The organism is Psychromonas arctica DSM 14288, from assembly GCF_000482725.1.
Classification (GTDB): domain Bacteria; phylum Pseudomonadota; class Gammaproteobacteria; order Enterobacterales; family Psychromonadaceae; genus Psychromonas; species Psychromonas arctica.
Map to the genome: position 1 here is coordinate 38,349 of NZ_KI519482.1, position 18,731 is coordinate 57,079.

Genomic DNA, 18,731 nt, shown 5'->3' on the forward strand with positions numbered 1-18,731 from the left:
CAAAGCGCGAGGGGAAGCGTAAATGTCAGCCAATAATAAAACATCATTAACATTGAATGTGGACTTCAAAAATAAACTGATCAAACTCAAGGCAACATTGAGTCGAGCCTTTGATATTCAGTTGCCGATCGATAAATTAGTACATGACACTGTGTATAGGCTAAACGTTTTTGATGAGTTACTGAGCTTAGGTCATGAACAAGTTACCGCACAAGTGAAATCATTGCAGCAAACTTCTGTGTATATCGATATTCAGCCGGTAAGTGGCAATGTAAGTAAGCAAGATGCAACCGTTGAACGTAATAAGCAGCGTATTAAACATGCTATTGCGATAAAAGAGCATACGCTTAATAAATCTTCTTTTGTTATTTTACTGCTGGCGAGTATCATATTTATCTTTATCGTTTTATTGCAGACAAATATATTGCAAGTCACTGTTTTGTCAGGGCCTGTTTCAACTCAACACTCTTCCCCAAATATTTTAGATAGCTTATTAGCTGAAGCCGCTCCTGCTGTTCATTTAGCACCAACTATTCAATTACCTGTTGATAATGCAAAGCTTACTATGCGCTTACATGGTTCAAATACAATAGGGGAGCATCTTGCACCTGCTCTATTAACTGCATATTTAAAAACATTGGGGGTGTCTGAAATGCGCTGGATAAAAGGGGATTCAGAGGTAGATCGCCAATTACAATATATTCATAACAACCAAGCCTATGAAATTGAACTGCAAGCTCACGGATCATCAACTGCATTTAAAGACTTAGCAAATGGGGTTGCTGATTTGGCCATTTCATCTCGGAAAATTAAAGACGACGAAGTGGCGTTATTAAAGGCGCAGTATGGCAACCTTGGTTTAGCTGGTAGCGAAGTGATCATCAGTCTGGATGGCGTTGCTATCATTGTAAATAAGAAGAACTCACTGAATTCACTCACCTTATTACAGCTAGCAGACATTTTTTCAGGTGAGATTAATAATTGGGAACAACTAGGTGGCGAGGACCTAAGCATTAATGTTTATGCGCGAGATCTGAACTCAGGCACCTGGGATAGTTTTAAAAGTATAGTTTTTAGTGAAGGCGATAGCATCTTATCACCGAATGCGAGTCGTTATCAGTCTAGTAGTAAACTGTCCGACTTAATTGCACAGGATCAGGCTGGTATTGGTTTTATAGGCTTACCCTATATTAATAACAGTAAGGCGTTATCGATAGCGGCATCCATTACTTCTCCTCCTATTTACCCAACACAATTTACGGTGAGTACAGAGGATTATCCTTTAAGTAGACGTTTGTACCTGTATGTACCTGCTGCTAGTAGTGAATTTATTGAACGTTTTACACATTTTGTGACCTCGGCAGCGGGGCAAAAAATTGTTGAGCAGGTAGGCCTAGTTTCTCAAAATATTCAATTACAAGGTATTTACCCTAATAAGCAAGCCCCACAAATTTATAATGATTACGGTGAGATAGCTCAACGCCTTTCCTTGAATTTTCGCTTTCAACAGGACAGTAATCAATTAGATAGTAAAGGCAAAGATGATTTACTGAGGGTCGTTGAATACATAAGACAACATGCTGGTCTTAGAGTGGTATTGATGGGGTTCTCTGATCTATCAGAAGAACAAGACAAGCAATCTTTATTATCGCTAAAGCGTGCCCAAATAGTAGAGCGAGAGCTACAAACTCGCGGTTTAAATATTACTGCGGTGGAAGGGTTTGGTTCACAATTACCTATTGCTTCAACAAAAACGGCAATCGGTCGCAGTAAAAATAGGCGTGTCGAGGTGTGGGTTTTTTAAGCCCATTTTTATAATAGGTATGCGATGAGTATTTTATTAAAAAAATCACAATACTTGATGACATTATTCAGTGATTTAAGTTGCCATGATAATGCCATCATTAATAAAAATATTGATGACACGCTTTATCTTTTAAAAGTCGTCTCTACCAAAACTCGGCAATTAATGGCGGAGCAAAATGTGCCCATTGAGGATTTATTAGCAGATAAGTGCTTACCATTAACACGTTTTTATTTGTCAGATGAACACTCGCAATTAGCTTATTTTTTAAATAGTGAGCGATTAGCTTTATTTTTTAGTGCGTTACCAATGGCAGAAGCCACTATCTTTCAACAATATGTAATACGTGCAAAAAAATCTTTAATCTTACCTGAGCGACAGCCATCTTCAGGAGTAGAAGATCTTACATATTTTTCGACAAGTTTCGAAGAAGATAATGAAGGTTATCATCAACTAACTTATTTACAGTCTTTGCAAAATTTAGTAAAGGTGGTGAGTGTTAATTCAGAAGTTGATTATAAGGCGCTGTTTTATGATTTACAGAGCTTTAAAAAGTCTAATGGAAAAATTGATACAAGACTGCTTGTGTACCCTGAATATCAATATAACTTATTATTCTACTGTGAATTGTCGCCATTATGGCAATTAAAAGCGCAGCAGTTATTCACAGAGCAAACGACTATGTGATGATTCAGTCATATTAATTTCATTAGCTCTGAGAATAAATATTGGGCTGTTGTAAATAAAATAAGACAAAAATAATGTCAAATAGGTATTACCAGTTCCATTAATTAGCGGAGTTGGTATTACTCCCATTGCAATGTTTCTAAGGCAGATAGGATGTGTTTTTACTCTCAACAAAGGGCTGTTATTTATCGGAATTGTTACCAAGAAAAAGCCCGTTGTGTAGTGCTATACAACGGGCTTTTTGTTGACACTCGAAAGTGTTAAAAACGTTTTTATTCCGCTTCTTTTTTAGCGTCGACTTTTTTCTTCTTATCTTCACTAGGCAGGTATTTATAAATATACAAACCACTTAATAAGGTAAAGACTAAAGTTGCTCCTAACAATCCAAACACTTTAAAGTTAACCCAAACTTCTTGTTCTAGGCTAAATGCAACATAGATATTAATTAACCCTAGCGCTAAGAAAAAGACTGCCCAAGCGATGTTTAATGTTGACCATACTTTTTCCGGCAAAGTTATTTCTTTACCTAGCATCTGTTTAAGAATTGGTTTTTTAAAGATAAATTGGCTAGCTAATAATGCAATGGTAAACAACACATATACCACGGTGACTTTCCATTTGATGAATACATCATCATGCAAAATTAGCGTTAATGTGCCAAACACCAACACCATTAAGAAAGTGATGATATGCATTTTTTCAGCTTTGCCGTGCTTAAAGTAATTGTAAGCTAACAATAAGCCTGTTGTTACAATTAATGATCCCGTTGCGGCATAAATGTCGACCATTTTATACACGGCAAAAAAGATAATTAAAGGAATAAACTCAAAAAATTGTTTCATGACACTCTCTTCTTTAAAAAATTAAATAATGATAGTCCGTTATTTGAAGGTTGCGGCCTTCATTGCACTAATAAATTCAAACATTTCTGTTTTCATTGTAGCGGGATCATCAAGGTTACGTTGGATTATTTTCACTACCGCTGAGCCAGAAATTGCACCTGCCGCGCCTGCTTTAATCGCGTTAGCGACCTGTTCAGGTTGTGAAATACCAAACCCTAACAGCGATGGTGGTGCATCATACTCGCCTAATGTTTCAAGCATATGTTCAACGGGCATGCCCGCTTTTGCATCAGCCCCTGTTACACCAGCACGACTTAATAGGTAAGTGTAGCCTTGGCCATACTCTGCTACTTGTTGCAACGTTGTTTTATCACCATTAGGTGGCGCAATAAATATTTGCTGTAAGCCAAATTTCTCTGCAGCTGCACGGTATGGTGCACTTTCATGTAATGGCACGTCTGCAATTAATATTGAGTCAACACCAGCTTCTTTACAGCGCTGATAGAAATTCTCTATACCGTTACAATAGACTAAGTTCACATACAGTAATAATCCAATAGGTATCTGTGGATGTTGAGTACGGATCTCTTTAATTATTTCAAAACAAACCTGTGGTGTGGTGCCTGCCTCTAACGCTCGAATTGAAGCATCTTGAATGACGATACCATCAGCAACGGGATCTGAAAATGGAATGCCTAATTCTAGTGCATCTGCACCAGCGTCTATTAGTGTATTAATAATACTTAATGATTGCTCACGGTTTGGATCACCGACAGTGACGAAGGGAACAAATGCACCTTGGTTCGCACCTGCTAGGCGATCAAATAATTGTGCGTATCTTTGCGTCATTAAATCGTGCGTCATTAGATTATCCCTCTTTTTTCAAAAATATCAGCAACGGTAAAGATATCTTTATCACCACGGCCTGATAAGTTAACAATAATAATTTGCTCTTTATCATCCTGTTCAATAATTTTTAATGCATGTGCTAGCGCGTGAGCAGATTCTAATGCGGGGATAATGCCTTCCTGTTCAGCTAATGCTTTAAACGCCATTAATGCTTCATCATCGGTTGCATTCACATACTGTGCTCGACCTGTTTTGGCCAAATGTGCATGTTGTGGCCCTACAGATGGAAAATCTAATCCAGCTGAAATTGAGTAAGACTCTTCAATTTGCCCGTTATCATCCTGCATCATTAACGACTTCATACCAAAGAAGATGCCCTTAGTACCACAGGCGATCGGACAACCATGTTCACCGGTCTCGATGCCATGACCACCAGGTTCAACACCAATTAACTCGACGTTTTTATCGTCAATAAAGTCTGAAAAAATACCAATAGCATTTGATCCCCCACCAACACAAGCTATCACTTTATTTGGTAGAATACCTTCTTTACGAAGACATTGTTGCTTTGCTTCTTCACCAATCACTTTTTGGTACTCACGTACAATTGTTGGGAATGGATGTGGTCCAGCTGCAGTGCCTAATAAATAATGTGAATTTTCGTAACTACCAGCCCAGTCTCGTAAAGCTTCGTTACAGGCATCTTTTAAGGTAGCTGAGCCGGAGGTTACTGGAATGACTTCTGCACCCATTAGGCGCATTCTGAACATGTTTGGTTTTTGGCGTTCACAATCTACCGCTCCCATATAAACACGACACTTAAGCCCTAGTAGCGCACAGGCTAAAGCCGTTGCAACACCGTGTTGTCCGGCGCCAGTTTCTGCGATGATCTCAGTTTTACCCATACGTTTAGCCAGTAAAGCTTGACCTAATACCTGATTCGTTTTGTGTGCACCACCGTGTAATAAATCTTCACGTTTTAGGTATAATTTAGTTTTTTTACCTTTGGTTAAATTACGGCATAAAGTTAATGGTGTCGGGCGTCCTGCATATTCAGTCAATAACTCTTCTAGTTCTGCTTTAAATCCATCATCCTGCTGTGCTTTTAAAAACTCTGTTTCAAGCTGTTTTAATGCAGGAACCAATATTTGTGGTACGTACATACCACCAAAATCACCAAAATAAGCGTCTAACGTTTTCATTTTATTACCTTCTAAAGCGTTTATCGTTGCATGTAACGACGAATTGCAGCAAAGCTACGATTTAATTTGTCAGCGTCTTTTTTACCGGGTTCAGATTCAACACCTGAATTAAAATCTAATCCTGCACAACCTATTAAAGCGGCTTGTTGCGCATTGTCTGGATTAAGCCCACCGGCTAATATCAGCTTGCTTTTATCTATCTTGTTCGGTTCGCTTTCATCATGGGTTAACAGAGACCAATCAAAAGCTTGTCCTGTGCCGCCACTTTGCTTACCAACACGTGTATCGACGATGTGTTTACTAACATTGTATTTTTCAAATGCAGGCAAGCTATCACTAATGCCGTGTGCTTTCCATATTTCACAGCTTTTTGGTAATACCGCCAATAGTGCTTTAACATATTTAGGTGTTTCATCACCGTGTAATTGCACTGCGCTCAAACCTAAACTTTTTGCGGTGTAAGCAACTAGTTCGATCTCTTCATCTTGGAATACACCCACATACTTTAAAGGTGCACCTAGCATCACTAAACGTGCTTGTTCAAGAGCGATGAAGCGCGGCGATTTCTCAACAAAAATTAAACCACCATAAACCGCACCGGCTTTGTGTGCATCAGCAGCATCTCTGGCATGTGTTAAACCACAGACTTTATTTTCACCTAGAATCAGCTCTCTACACGCTCGATCAATATTGTTTTTTGACATGATTGAACTGCCAACTAAAAAACCATTCGCGAATTTGCTTAATTCTTTTACTTGCTGGTGGTTATAAATACCTGACTCAGAAATAATAATTCTGTCTTTTGGAATTTTAACTGCGAGTTCTTTAGTACGATTTAAGTCAATAGTAAGATCACGTAAGTCTCTATTATTAATGCCAATTACTTTTGCATTTAAGGCGATTGCACGTACCAACTCTTGTTCATTACTAACCTCGGTTAACACTCCCATATTTAAGCTATGTGCGGTATCGCGGTATGCTTGGTAAGCATCATCATCTAATACAGAGAGCATTAATAGAATAGCATCGGCTTGGTAATAACGAGCTAGGTAGATTTGGTATGGGTCGACAATGAAGTCTTTACAGATAACAGGCTGTGTTACTTGCTCACGTACTTTATTGATATATTCTAAATCACCTTGAAAGTACTTCTCCTCAGTGAGTACTGAAATAGCAGATGCATAATTTTTATAAACGTTAGCAATTAACTCTAAATCAAAATCTTCACGGATCAGGCCCTTTGATGGTGATGCCTTTTTACATTCTAGAATAAATACACTGTGCTCTTGATCTAATGCTTGGTAAAAGTGACGGTCACTTTCCACCAAATCATCTTTAAAGGTAATTAAAGGCTGTTTCACTTTACGTGCTGCAACTGAGATTATTTTGTCATCAACAATTTTGCCTAAAATAGTATCTTGTAAACTTTGGTCGTTAAGCATTGCTTTGCTCCGCAAGTTGTTTGAGTAATGTAAGAGGTAAACCTGATTGCATGCTAGCTAATGCTATTTGCGTTCCTTGTTTAAAATTATCTGCTTTGCCATTTAAGACTAACAGGGCTGAGACATTAATCGCTACAGCGACTTGCTGTGCCTCAGTGCCTTTACCTTGTAATATTTGTTCAATAATGACTTTATTCTCTTCGGGTGTGCCACCAAAAATACTTTCAATAGGATAAGGTTCAACACCAAAATCCTGTGGCGTTAATGTGTATTCTTTTATTTCACCATTATGTAACTCGGCAACCTGTGTACTGCCATGTAAGGCAACTTCATCTAAGCCACTGCCATACACAACCATTACGCGTTTCATGCCCAATTGTTGATGGACTTTCGCAATCGGTAATAATAGCTCTGGCGCATAAACACCCATTAATTCAAAGTCAGGGCGAGCCGGGTTAACTAAGGGACCTAACACATTAAATATCGAGCGTGTTTTTAAAGTTGCTCTAACCGGTCCCGCAAAACGCATGCCTGCGTGGTAACTAGGTGCAAAAATAAAGCAAACATTTAAATCATCCAAGCATTGGCGCGCCGTTTGTGGTGGCATTTCGAGGTTAATACCAAACGCAGCCAATAGGTCCGATGAGCCTGATTTGCTAGAAACGCTACGACTGCCATGCTTACATACTTTCACTCCGCAAGCGGCTGCAACAAAAGCACTGGCAGTCGAGATGTTGATGGTACCTAAACCATCACCACCGGTACCAACGATATCGGTAAAAGGGTAATCAGGACGAGGAAATACTTTAGCCTGTGCTAATAACGCTTTCGCTGCGCCGGTAATTTCAGTGGGTGTTTCACCTTTAATTTTTAATGCGGTGATCACTGACGATAATACGATTGGGTCAACCTGCCCTGATACAACTTGCTCAAAAAAGGTTTGGCTTTGTTGTTCGCTCAGTGACTGCCCTAAATAAAGTTGTTCTAAAATCGGGTGTACATCATATTGGCTCATTTAATTTTTCTCCGATTCAGTCAGTAAGTTAAGACTGTTTTCTAAAAGCTGTGCACCTTCGCAGGTTAAAATAGATTCTGGGTGAAATTGAAAACCGATCATCTTATCTTGTTGGTGATAAATAGACATACACATACCATTATATTTTGCCACAGTTTGCAAATTATCAGGCACGGTTGTACCCACTAGTGAATGGTAACGAGCAACGGATAAGGGTTGAGATAAACCTTGAAACATTTTATCTCCACAGTGCTGAATGAGAGACGACTTACCATGTTGTATTTCATCCGCTTGTCCAACGACACCACCATACTGCTCTATTAATGCTTGATGGCCTAAACATATACCTAAAATAGGCACTTGACCTTTACATAATGTGATTAAATCTATCATACAACCCGCTGCACTTGGCGTGCCAGGACCTGGTGATAAGACTAGGACCACTTCACCTACGCAGGCATCAATATGCGCTTTAATGTTCTCCGCACTTTGGTTATTGCGATAAATTTTAACCGGATAACCCGCTGCCTTGAACTGATCCACTAGGTTATAAGTAAAGGAGTCAAAGTTATCAAGAAAAAATAAGGTTGCTTTGGTTGCATTTTGATTGCTTTGAATAGTCATGGCCTTATTCTCCTTGCTCGTTGGCATCGTTTGCTGCGGAGGTTACCGCTGCGAGTGTTGTTCCGTGTGCGAGCGCTATCGCATTTAATACTGCGGCTGCTTTACTGCGTGTTTCATCGGCCTCTAATTGCGGCACTGAATCGTAAACAACACCTGCACCTGCTTGTGCTTGTGCAATACCATCTTTTACAAAGGCAGAACGGATCACGATACAACTATCCATATCACCGTTACCATTAATATAACCGACTGCTCCGCCATAACTTCCACGACGTTTTTTCTCTACTTTTCGCACCAGATTAGAGGCACTAATTTTTGGTGCACCTACTAGGGTACCCATATTCATGCAAGCTTGGTAAGCATGTAAAGCATCTAAATCTTTTCGCAATTTTCCAATAACACGTGACACTAAATGCATCACATGGCTGTAACGATCGACCTGTAAGAGTTCCGCTACATGGCGTGTCCCAGGTTCACTGATACGTGCAACATCATTACGCGCTAAGTCGACCAACATTAAATGCTCAGAAGTTTCTTTTTTATCTAAGCGAAGCTCTAATTCTAAGCGGCCATCTAGGTCTTTATTGATACTACCGTCGGGGTTAAATCCGCGTCGGCGTGTACCAGCAATAGGATAGATTTCGACATCTTGAGAGCTTTGAGTGAACTTAATTGCACTCTCTGGTGAAGCACCGAATAGAATAAAGTCGCTGTCTTTTAAATAAAACATATACGGGCTTGGATTCGTTTCTTTTAGTTTTTGATACGCTGAAATAGGATCTGGACAAGGTAGTGAAAAGCTACGAGAAGGCACTACCTGAAAAATATCGCCTTTAACAATGTTGGTTTTTAATTGTTCAACAATTGCGCAATATTGGGCATCGGAAACATCGACGCTCACTTTTGCATCAATGGTTATTTGTTGATTGATTGGCGCAATAAAGTTATCGCAAAATCCTTGTAATTGAGCAATACGTTTGTTTATTCGCAACTTACTTTCGTCTGAATATAAGCCACCAAAAATACTGCCTAAAATTTCACCCTGTTTGCTTTGATGATCGTGGATCATTAATGTTTCGGCGACATAGAATACATAGTCAGGGGTCGTGTTTTCGCTGTCTTCAACTTCCAACAATTGTTCAAACGTTGCAATAAAATCATAAGCAAAAACCCCACCTAAAAATAACGCCTCAGAATGTGAAGACTGTTTTTTGATGCGGTCAATTAAGCAGCGAATGGCATCCATTGGCGAGGCTGATTTTAAACGTTGATCTTCATCACCGCTGGTATCTGATTGTGGAAAAGTGAGTTGTAATTGGCTAGGACTTTGTGCGCTGATCAATTGTGTTGAGAATTTAGGAGTGATGAAAGTCAGTAAATCTTTGCCATTATCAGTTAGTGTGTCAAGTGTCACGACTAAACCTTGGCAGGTAATCTTCAAACAGGCATCAACCAGTATCAGACTTTTCAAATGCGCTTTACTTTCTATTTCAGCAGAGTCGAACAATAAATGGTTATCGCTATTAGCGCTGATTTGTTGAAATAATCCTAATGAATCTTGAATGTAACTACAGGGTGCTTCAATGGTTTTTAATACGCCGATTGGGTGTTGAGTATTCATGTTTAAATCCTTAATAATGAGTGAGCAAATATTGAAATAGTTGTTATTTAATTTGCCATCGCCAATTAAGGACTGTGTTTAAAATTGTCATTGAATTTACCTGTTTTACTTTTGTTGGTTCCAAATATGAAAAAAGCCCGCAATATGCGAGCTTTAGAATTGGTTTTGCTGGGAAAATTAAATATACAAAAACCTCATTGCTCGCTTATGAGAATGAGTGCCACCAAGAATCTTTAAGAGTAATTGTAGAAAAAATCATATATTATGCGTCCCGTAATAATTAGAAGCTATTTTTTTGCATTCTGCTTTTAATGTCAAGGTGTTTTTAGGATATTCATGTTAATTGATCTTCACTCTCATACGAAAGCTTCAGATGGACAGCTCACCCCTAGTGAATTAGTACAGCGTGCTGAAAATAGGCAAGTTCACTTTTTAGCCATTACTGATCACGATACAGTAGATGGCTTGGTTGAAGCAAGCCAATACATTAAAGATAATAATTTAAAGTTGCAATTGATCAATGGTATTGAAGTGACAACTAATTGGTTGAATCATGAAATACATGTTGTGGGTGTCAATATTGACCCTGAACATCCTGAATTATTTAAATTAATTGAAATACAAAAAGAAAAGCGCGAACAGCGTGCCATGGAAATGGGCCGTCGTTTAGCGAAAGCTAATATAGAAAATGTGTATGAAGGAGCAAAAGCCTTAGCCGGTGATGGTGCTATCACTCGCGCACATTTTGCTCGTTATTTAGTTGAGATTGGCGTAGCACCAACTTTTCCTAAAGTATTCGATAAATATTTAAGCCGCGGTAATACCGGTTATGTCCCCCATGATTGGGTTGATTTAGCGCATGCAATTGAGATAATTCAAGCATCAGGGGGACAAGCAATACTTGCCCATCCTGATGCTTATAGCCTATCGAATAAATGGTTAAGAAAATTATTGATTACATTTAAAGCGGCTGGAGGTGATGCAATGGAAGTGGCTATCGGCCAGCAATCACCACAAATGCGATTGCAATTAGGATTGTGGAGCAAAGAGTACGATTTATTAGCTTCTCAAGGCAGTGACTTTCACTTTGTTGGACGTTGGCGTGATTTAGGAAAAAGTTTATTTTTACCTGAAATTTGTCAGCCAATTTGGCATAATTGGACGGCTTGTCAGAGTGTTGAATAAAAGGCATTTTTTGTGCCATTTTTAGCGTAATATGAACAATATTGAGATACAAGAGTAGTAGAGACTTATGAGTCAGTTTTTTTATGTACATCCTGAAAATCCCCAAAAACGATTGATGAAACAGGCTGCTGAAATAATAGAGCAAGGTGGGGTGGTTATTTATCCTACCGACTCTGGTTATGCGTTAGGTTGTAGCATTGATAATAAACGCGCCCTAGAGCGTATTTGTCATATTAGAAAAATAGATAAAAAGCATAACTTTACCTTAGTGTGTAAAGATTTAGCTGAGATTGCCATTTATGCACGTGTAGATAATGCGGCTTATCGTATGCTTAAAAGTAATACACCGGGTCCTTACACGTTTATTTTTAAATCTACCAAGGATTTGCCTAAACGTTTAATGAATCCAAGCAAGCGTACTATTGGTATTCGCATTCCAGATAATGCTATCGCACTAGCGTTACTGGAGGAGTTGAGTACTCCATTGATGACAACCAGTCTGATTCTACCCGGTAAAACCAGTACTGAATTTGACCCGGAAGATATTCGCGATCATTTAGAACAACAGGTTGATTTGATTATTAATGGCGGTTACTTAGGTGAATCACCCACTACTGTGATTGATTTGTCCGATGATGACGTTACTATTGTCAGAGAAGGCGCTGGAGATTTAACGCCGTTTATTTAAATCTGTTTATTTCGGCTCTTTTGTTTGATTAAAGAAGCAAGTTGTGAATACGTTAATATGAATAATAAGTATTAATGTTTTTACATTAAGAATGTAAAGAAAACCCGCTTGCAGTGTGTTGCTGTTGGCTTTTAATGAAGATATTAATGGTTAGCGATTGAAGCTTAATAGAAGTGTAAATAGCTAACATTATTTATTGGCATAATGTGAATTACCCAAAGGAAAAGAACATGAGTGAAAAATTACAAAAAGTATTAGCCCGCGCAGGATTAGGTTCTCGTCGTAAAATGGAAACGGTTATTGCAGAAGGCCGCGTTAGCCTTGATGGAAAAATTGTTGAGCTAGGCGAACGTGTTACACAAGAGCAAGTGATCCGTGTAGACGGACATGTTGTTAAATACCAAGCGGCGGAAAGTGTTGTTTGTCGTATTCTAGCGTATAACAAACCCGAAGGTGAAGTGTGTACGCGTAGCGATGAAGAAGGCCGTAAAACTGTTTTTGATCGCCTACCACAGTTGAAAGGCGCTCGTTGGATTTCTATCGGACGTTTGGATATTAATACATCAGGTTTATTACTGTTTACCACAGATGGTGAATTTGCTAATAAAATGATGCACCCGAGCCAACAAATTGAACGTGAATATGCAGTACGTGTATTTGGTGATGTAACGGAAGCGATTTTAAACCGCTTACGTACTGGGGTTCAACTTGAAGACGGTGAAGCAAAATTCTTAGATATTAAAGAACATGGCGGTGAAGGTATTAACCGTTGGTTCCACGTTGTATTAACCGAAGGTCGTACACGCGAAGTGCGTCGTTTATGGGAAAGTCAAGGTTTGCAAGTTAGTCGTTTAATGCGTGTTCGTTACGGTAATATTATCCTAAACAATCAATTACCACAGGGTGGTTGGCAGGAGCTTTCTCTGAAAGAAGTGAACTACTTACGTAAATTAGTAAATCTACCACGTGAAACAGAAACGAAAGTTCGTGTTGACACCAATAAAGTCACTAATCCACAAGCAAGAATTCGTCGTGCCGTGAAGAAACATAATCAGCACCGTAAAGCCGGTGAACGCCGTCGAGTGACGCGTACAAGAAGCTAATTCATTAATATATAACACTATTATGGTGCGTGTTTTATCTATAAAATGATGATAAAGTAGATTTAGGTCAAGTAAATGTATTCATTAAGTGAGGGATTATGATTAAAAAATGTTTATTTCCAGCAGCAGGATATGGCACACGTTTTTTACCTGCTACTAAGTCAATGCCAAAAGAGATGATGCCACTGGTTAATAAACCTTTAATTGAATTTGGGGTTGATGAAGCAATTGAAGCGGGTATGACGGGCATGGGGATTGTGGTTGGCCGCGGTAAACACTCTATCTCAGACCATTTTGATCATAATTATGAATTAGAGAAAGAAATTAGTGGTACACCAAAAGAAGAAAAGTTAAAAGATATTCGTAAAATTATGGATACCGCGACTTTTTCTTTTATTCGCCAGCGCCAAATGAAAGGCTTAGGTCATGCCATTTTAGTGGGGCAAGAGCTGATCGGTGATCAACCGTTTGCCGTCGTATTAGCTGATGACTTATGCATCAACCAAGAAGGTGATGGTGTATTAAAGCAAATGGCAGCTTTATATGAACAGTTCCGTTGTTCAATCGTTGCGGTTGAAGAAGTGCCTGAAGATCAAATCCATAAATATGGTGTGATCAAAGGTTCGGTGATTAGAGACGATATTTATCGTGTTGATGACATGGTTGAAAAACCAGCGCCAGGCACTGCACCAAGTAACCTTGCGATTATCGGACGTTATATTTTAACGCCAGATATCTTTGAAATATTGAAAAATACTAAACCTGGTAAAGGCGGTGAAATTCAAATCACCGATGCTTTATTAGCACAAGCTAAGTCTGGTTGTGTATTAGCTTATAAATTCAAAGGTAAACGTTTTGACTGTGGTAGTGTACCCGGCTATATAGAAGCAACAAATTTCGTATATGAAAACATATACAAAGAATAAACGTTAAATTAACTTATTTAGTCATTATGCATAATGCCGTTCATCAACCTGAACGGCATTTTTTTGCTTTTTAAAAATAAAAATAGAAAGCAATTAACCACGAAGGCACGAAGAGTGGAGAAGGTTAGGTCAAAACCGGCATCATTAATTTTAGTCTACAAGTTTTAAGCCCCTCGTTTTTTAATATTTTCAGCTTGTTCTTTTCTTGGTGCCCTTTCTGCAGCGGCTTCGTGGTTGCTTTATGTTTTTAAAATCAAAGGCAAAAAGCAATTAACCACGAAGACACGAAGGGGGCAGAAGGTTAAGTCAAAACCGGCATCATTTTTTGCTTCTATTGCTTGGGCGCGGCTTATTTTTCTCAACGTCTACTTTATTAAGTGTGATGAACATTCTACTAAATACATTGACGTATAAAGCCTTGATGTTGTTGAAGACTCGCTGTTGCTTGTTCTACATTACTGTCAGTTAAGATCATCACTATTGCTGTTTTACAGTGATGGCCTGATTCGGTTAGCGCCATTTCGGCGATCTCTCTGCTACAGTCTGTCGCTTCCATTATTATCTTTTTTTGACGCTCAATCAGTTTGGCATTGGTTGCTTGTACATCCACCATTAAATTACCAAATACTTTACCACTTTTAATCATGGCTCCTGTGGTGAGCATATTAAGCACCATTTTTTGTGCTGTACCAGCCTTCATTCTTGAAGAGCCAGTGACTACCTCTGGTCCAACAATAACATCTAAAGCAATATCAGCAATTTCAGCCATTTTACTGCCTTCGTTACAACATAAACTGATCACCTTACAACCTTGTTGTTTAGCATATTGCATTGCACCGAGTACATAGGGGGTGCGCCCGCTTGCTGCAATACCAACAACAATATCGTTATCTTGTAAATTGATGGTCTGTAAATCTTGTTGTCCTGCCAGAATATTATCCTCTGCATTTTCAACCGCTTTTAAAATAGCGGGTTTACCTCCTGCGATTAAACCTACCACTTGTTCAGCGGGGCTACCAAAAGTTGGTGGGCATTCACTAGCATCTAAAATACCTAAGCGGCCAGAAGTACCTGCCCCGCAATAAAGTAAACGACCTCCTGCAGCAAAAGCTGATTGAATTGTATCTACTGCTTGTGCAATAGCTGGTAAAATATCGGCCACTGCAAGTGCGACTTTTTGATCCTCTTTGTTAATAATGGTGAGCATCTCTAAGCTCGATAAGGTATCGATATTAGCACTGGCTTGATTACGACTTTCGGTAGTAAAGTGTTGTAAAGATAAACTCATAATAGGGATTTCACTATAATTGATTGTCACATTAGGTGCGTAAGTTGTTATAATAACAGCTCACTGAAATGAGTTGAATTGATATCATGACCAAGCCCTCGAAGACACCTTTAACGCAACATAAAATAAATACAGCTCAAACAGAGCAAATAGATAGCTCTGAAAATAATGTGCCTAGTAAAAAAAATAAAAATGTTGAATTATTATTTAACCTATTAACCTTGCTGTTAGGTTGTTTTATCATTTTACTTTTTCTAAGTTTAGCAAAAGCGATCACTACTTACTTTCAAATTACTTTTCCGGCCTCTATCCTGGGTATGTTGCTATTATTTTTAGCGTTGTCTTTAGGCTTAGTTAAATTAAGTTGGATAGAGTTTACTGGTAATCTGGTGCTTAAATATTTGGCTTTATTATTTATTCCGATCGGCGTTGGCTTGGTCAACTATTTTGAATTAATTGCAACACATTGGTTGGTAATTGTTTTTTCATTGTTTTTCACAACATTACTTACATTGTTGATGGTTGGTCATTGTTATCAATGGTTAGTCAAGGAGGGGAAATAATGTTTATTTATATTGCAGCTCCGCTGACATTGTTTTTTTTCTTAGCTTTTAAAAAGTTGTATCAACTAAAACCAACTGCGTTATTAAACCCTGTGCTTGTCACCATATTTTCTCTGATTGCCACGTTATTGATATTTGAGATTCCTTTTGCGGAATATAAGCAGGGGACCTCTATTATCACAGCATTATTAGAGCCTGCTATTGTTGCGCTTGCAGTGCCATTATATTTGCAGCTTAAACTGATCAAAGCTCGCCTTAAGTTTATTTTGATCAGTTGTTTATTGGCTGTTTTTGTTGCGTTTTTCTGTGCATTTTATATTATGCCGCTATTGGGTGCTGATTTAGTTACCGCTGCTTCTTTTGCCGGACAATCGGTTACCACGCCTATTGCTATGGAAATTAGTGAGCATCTTAACGGTATTGTTTCTTTGACTGCTGCGATGGTGATCTTTGCGGGCATTATTGGAGCCAGTATAGGCCTTCCATTCTTAAAGCTGTGCAAAATTAAACATCCACAGGCGATTGGTGTTGCAATCGGTTGTGCATCGCATGCTATTGGTACTTCTAAAGCCTTAGAGGAAGGTGAGGAAGTCGGTGCATTTTCTTCCATTGCATTGATTGTTTGTGCGATCCTTTCTGCCTTGATCATGCCGGTTTTATATCATTGGTTAATTGAATAATTTTATTATACTAACTTCAGCAACTTCATTAAGTATGTGTTCAAATATTGGGCTGGGAAAATGAACCGATTTAAGGTGGAAATTGCAGCAAATAGCTGTTTCCTTTGTACAATATCAAACGCAGAAGTGATGTATTTAAGTAGTAAAATGGCTTAGCTATTTAATAGGATTGATATTCACGAATCTTGCATTCCTTTGCTTATACCGAGTTGAGCTTATGTCGAGATCGCTCTGATGTTATATAGCGACTTGATAAAAGAGGCGTTTAGCAGTTAAATTCTAGCTATTTTATCTCACTCTTATTTATTTCTACTTGTCTTCCTTTTCTACAAAATCCATTAAAAATTGACCTAATCGATAAAATGTTACGTTAATGATTCTATTTCCTAGAAAATAAACTGCGTTATGGTAGCTTATTTGTCTTACTTTTAGGTGTTCAATAGGAATTAGCCACGTATTAGTGGTTTAAATAAGCAATATTTAATACCTAATAAGTCCTTTATCTATCAATAATTAGGAGTTGAATGACATGGAAAGGCTTAAAAATAAAATTACCCAAGCTGTTTTATTAAGTGTTGGCTTAACGTTGGCAAGTACTTCTTTTTCAACTTTTGCTGCGGATGTACCTGCCGGTACTCAGTTGGCTAAAGTACAGGAACTAGTACGTGGCAATGGCGCCGAAGTGGCTTCATTGGATCCACATAAAACTGAAGGTGTGCCTGAGTCACATGTTATTCGCGATCTGTTAGAAGGGCTTGTCAATCAAGATTCAGAGGGAAATACTATTCCTGGTGTCGCCACGTCATGGGAAACGACCGATAACAAATTATTTACGTTTCATTTACGCAAAGATGCTAAATGGTCAAATGGTGACCCTGTGACTGCTGAAGATTTTGTATATAGCTTTAAACGTGTCGTTGATCCTGTTACCGCTTCACCTTATGCATGGTATTTAGAAATGACCAATATGGTCAATGCCAAAGAAATTATCGAAGGGACAGCAGATAAAGAAACACTCGGTATAAAAGCGATTGACCCTTATACCTTGCAAGTGACGTTAACTACAGCGGTGCCTTATTTTGTTAAAATGATGGGGCATACTACGGTTAAGCCCGTACATAAAGCAAGCATTGAAAAATTTGGGGATAAATGGACTAAGCCGGAAAACTTTGTTGGTAATGGGGCATTCACTGTTGCCAATTGGGTTGTTAATGAACGTATTGAATTAGTACCAAATAACTACTATTGGGATAATGCGCATACGGTGTTAACTAAAGTGACATTTTTACCGATCGAAAACCAAGTAGCTGAAATGAATCGCTTTCTATCTGGTGAGATTGATATCACCTATGAGTTACCTAATGAACATTATAAACGTCTTGCAAAAGATCATGCGGAATCAGTATCGATTCCTGGTAATTTGTGTTCTTACTATTATGGTTTTAATAATGCTAAAGCTCCTTTTAATGATGTGCGTGTTCGTAAAGCGCTTTCCTATGCGATTGATCGTAATGTGATCACCAAATTTTTACTTGGGCAGGGGCAAAAACCAGCTTATTTCTTAACGCCTGAAATTGTTGCTGGATTTCATCCGCAAATGCCTGCTTATGGAAAACTTACTCAAAAGCAACGTGTTCAAGAAGCAAAAGATCTGTTATCAGAAGCGGGATTTAACAAACAAAACCCACTTAAATTCACACTGCTATACAACACATCTGAAAACCATAAAAAAATTGCTGCTGCGATTCAATCAATGTGGAAAAAATCATTGGGTGTAGATGTGCAGTTAGAAAATCAAGAATGGAAAACGTACCTTGATACTCGCCGCCAAGGTGATTTTGATGTGACTCGCGCTGGGTGGTGTGGTGATTACAATGAAGCATCATCATTTCTTTCTTTAATGCAGAGTAATAACAGCTCAAATGATCCTAAATACAATAGTGCGGAGTACGATCAAATCATGAACAAAGCGCTATTATCTACAAATGACCAAGAACGTAATGCTTTATATGCTGAGGCGGAAGTTGTTTTAGCCAAAGATATGCCGATTGCACCTATTTATCAATATGTAAAAGCACGTTTAGTTAACCCTCATGTTGGTGGTTTCCCTACTAATAACGCTGAAGATAAGATCTTTTCGAAAGACCTTTATATCAAACAGTAAATTCATTAATTGCTAATACACATCAGTCGATATCACAGTACAGCATAT

Annotated in this window: 17 protein-coding genes; 9 read left to right on the forward strand and 8 right to left on the reverse strand. The window is 38.5% G+C overall.

Annotation, left to right across the window (positions count from 1 at the left end):
• The first annotated feature begins 22 nt into the window (after positions 1–22).
• On the forward strand, positions 23–1,804 hold the full coding sequence (locus H592_RS0117785; RefSeq protein ID WP_051369247.1) for a substrate-binding domain-containing protein: 1,782 nt from the start codon (positions 23–25) through the stop codon (positions 1,802–1,804).
• Positions 1,805–1,828: 24 nt separating this feature from the next.
• Positions 1,829–2,491 carry a hypothetical protein gene (locus H592_RS0117790; protein ID WP_028869964.1) on the forward strand — a complete coding sequence of 221 codons (663 nt, stop codon included), beginning with the start codon at positions 1,829–1,831 and terminating at the stop codon, positions 2,489–2,491.
• 272 nt (positions 2,492–2,763) lie between these two features.
• Here the strand turns inward: H592_RS0117790 and H592_RS0117795 are convergent, their stop codons facing one another.
• From H592_RS0117795 to H592_RS0117825, 7 genes are read right to left on the reverse strand one after another with little or no spacing between them, the layout of a single operon-like run.
• Entirely contained in the window at positions 2,764–3,333 is a 570-nt protein-coding gene (locus H592_RS0117795; RefSeq protein ID WP_028869965.1) for a septation protein A, read from the reverse strand.
• A gap of 39 nt (positions 3,334–3,372) precedes the next feature.
• Positions 3,373–4,182: a tryptophan synthase subunit alpha gene (gene trpA, locus H592_RS0117800; RefSeq protein ID WP_028869966.1), complete on the reverse strand. Its 810-nt coding sequence runs from the start codon at positions 4,180–4,182 to the stop codon at positions 3,373–3,375.
• 14 nt (positions 4,183–4,196) lie between these two features.
• Positions 4,197–5,384: a tryptophan synthase subunit beta gene (gene trpB, locus H592_RS0117805; RefSeq protein WP_028869967.1), complete on the reverse strand. Its 1,188-nt coding sequence runs from the start codon at positions 5,382–5,384 to the stop codon at positions 4,197–4,199.
• Between the two features lie 20 nt (positions 5,385–5,404).
• Positions 5,405–6,826, reverse strand: coding sequence for a bifunctional indole-3-glycerol-phosphate synthase TrpC/phosphoribosylanthranilate isomerase TrpF (gene trpCF / locus H592_RS0117810; protein ID WP_037072127.1), 1,422 nt, complete (start codon positions 6,824–6,826; stop codon positions 5,405–5,407).
• Positions 6,819–7,841 (reverse strand): anthranilate phosphoribosyltransferase, encoded by a 1,023-nt coding sequence (trpD, locus tag H592_RS0117815; RefSeq protein ID WP_028869969.1) that lies wholly within the window; start codon positions 7,839–7,841, stop codon positions 6,819–6,821. The genes trpCF and trpD overlap by 8 nt, the downstream gene beginning before the upstream one ends.
• A complete protein-coding gene (locus H592_RS0117820; protein WP_051369248.1) occupies positions 7,842–8,465 on the reverse strand; it encodes an anthranilate synthase component II in 624 nt (207 codons plus the stop codon).
• A 4-nt stretch (positions 8,466–8,469) separates the two neighbouring features.
• Positions 8,470–10,086, reverse strand: coding sequence for an anthranilate synthase component 1 (locus H592_RS0117825; protein ID WP_028869971.1), 1,617 nt, complete (start codon positions 10,084–10,086; stop codon positions 8,470–8,472).
• A gap of 336 nt (positions 10,087–10,422) precedes the next feature.
• Between H592_RS0117825 and rnm the strand changes: the two genes are divergently transcribed.
• The 4 genes from rnm to galU all read left to right on the forward strand — a co-directional run bounded on the left by rnm (position 10,423) and on the right by galU (position 13,988).
• Positions 10,423–11,271, forward strand: a complete 849-nt coding sequence (gene rnm / locus H592_RS0117830) for an RNase RNM (RefSeq protein WP_028869972.1) — start codon at positions 10,423–10,425, stop codon at positions 11,269–11,271.
• Positions 11,272–11,338: 67 nt separating this feature from the next.
• Complete coding sequence (locus H592_RS0117835) at positions 11,339–11,959, forward strand: L-threonylcarbamoyladenylate synthase (protein ID WP_028869973.1); 621 nt, start codon at positions 11,339–11,341, stop codon at positions 11,957–11,959.
• 230 nt (positions 11,960–12,189) lie between these two features.
• A complete protein-coding gene (gene rluB / locus H592_RS0117840; protein WP_028869974.1) occupies positions 12,190–13,062 on the forward strand; it encodes a 23S rRNA pseudouridine(2605) synthase RluB in 873 nt (290 codons plus the stop codon).
• Positions 13,063–13,160: 98 nt separating this feature from the next.
• Positions 13,161–13,988, forward strand: a complete 828-nt coding sequence (gene galU, locus H592_RS22740) for a UTP--glucose-1-phosphate uridylyltransferase GalU (RefSeq protein WP_037072129.1) — start codon at positions 13,161–13,163, stop codon at positions 13,986–13,988.
• 394 nt (positions 13,989–14,382) lie between these two features.
• Here the strand turns inward: galU and murQ are convergent, their stop codons facing one another.
• Positions 14,383–15,276: an N-acetylmuramic acid 6-phosphate etherase gene (gene murQ, locus H592_RS0117850; RefSeq protein ID WP_028869975.1), complete on the reverse strand. Its 894-nt coding sequence runs from the start codon at positions 15,274–15,276 to the stop codon at positions 14,383–14,385.
• 86 nt (positions 15,277–15,362) lie between these two features.
• Here murQ and H592_RS0117855 point away from each other — a divergent pair, with 86 nt between their 5' ends.
• The 3 genes from H592_RS0117855 (at position 15,363) to H592_RS0117865 (ending at position 18,683) form a co-directional block, all read left to right on the forward strand.
• Entirely contained in the window at positions 15,363–15,839 is a 477-nt protein-coding gene (locus H592_RS0117855) for a CidA/LrgA family protein (RefSeq protein WP_084296326.1), read from the forward strand.
• Entirely contained in the window at positions 15,839–16,519 is a 681-nt protein-coding gene (locus H592_RS0117860; RefSeq protein WP_028869977.1) for an LrgB family protein, read from the forward strand. Before H592_RS0117855 ends, H592_RS0117860 begins: the two co-directional genes overlap by 1 nt.
• A gap of 529 nt (positions 16,520–17,048) precedes the next feature.
• Positions 17,049–18,683: an ABC transporter substrate-binding protein gene (locus H592_RS0117865; RefSeq protein ID WP_028869978.1), complete on the forward strand. Its 1,635-nt coding sequence runs from the start codon at positions 17,049–17,051 to the stop codon at positions 18,681–18,683.
• Positions 18,684–18,731: the final 48 nt, after the last annotated feature.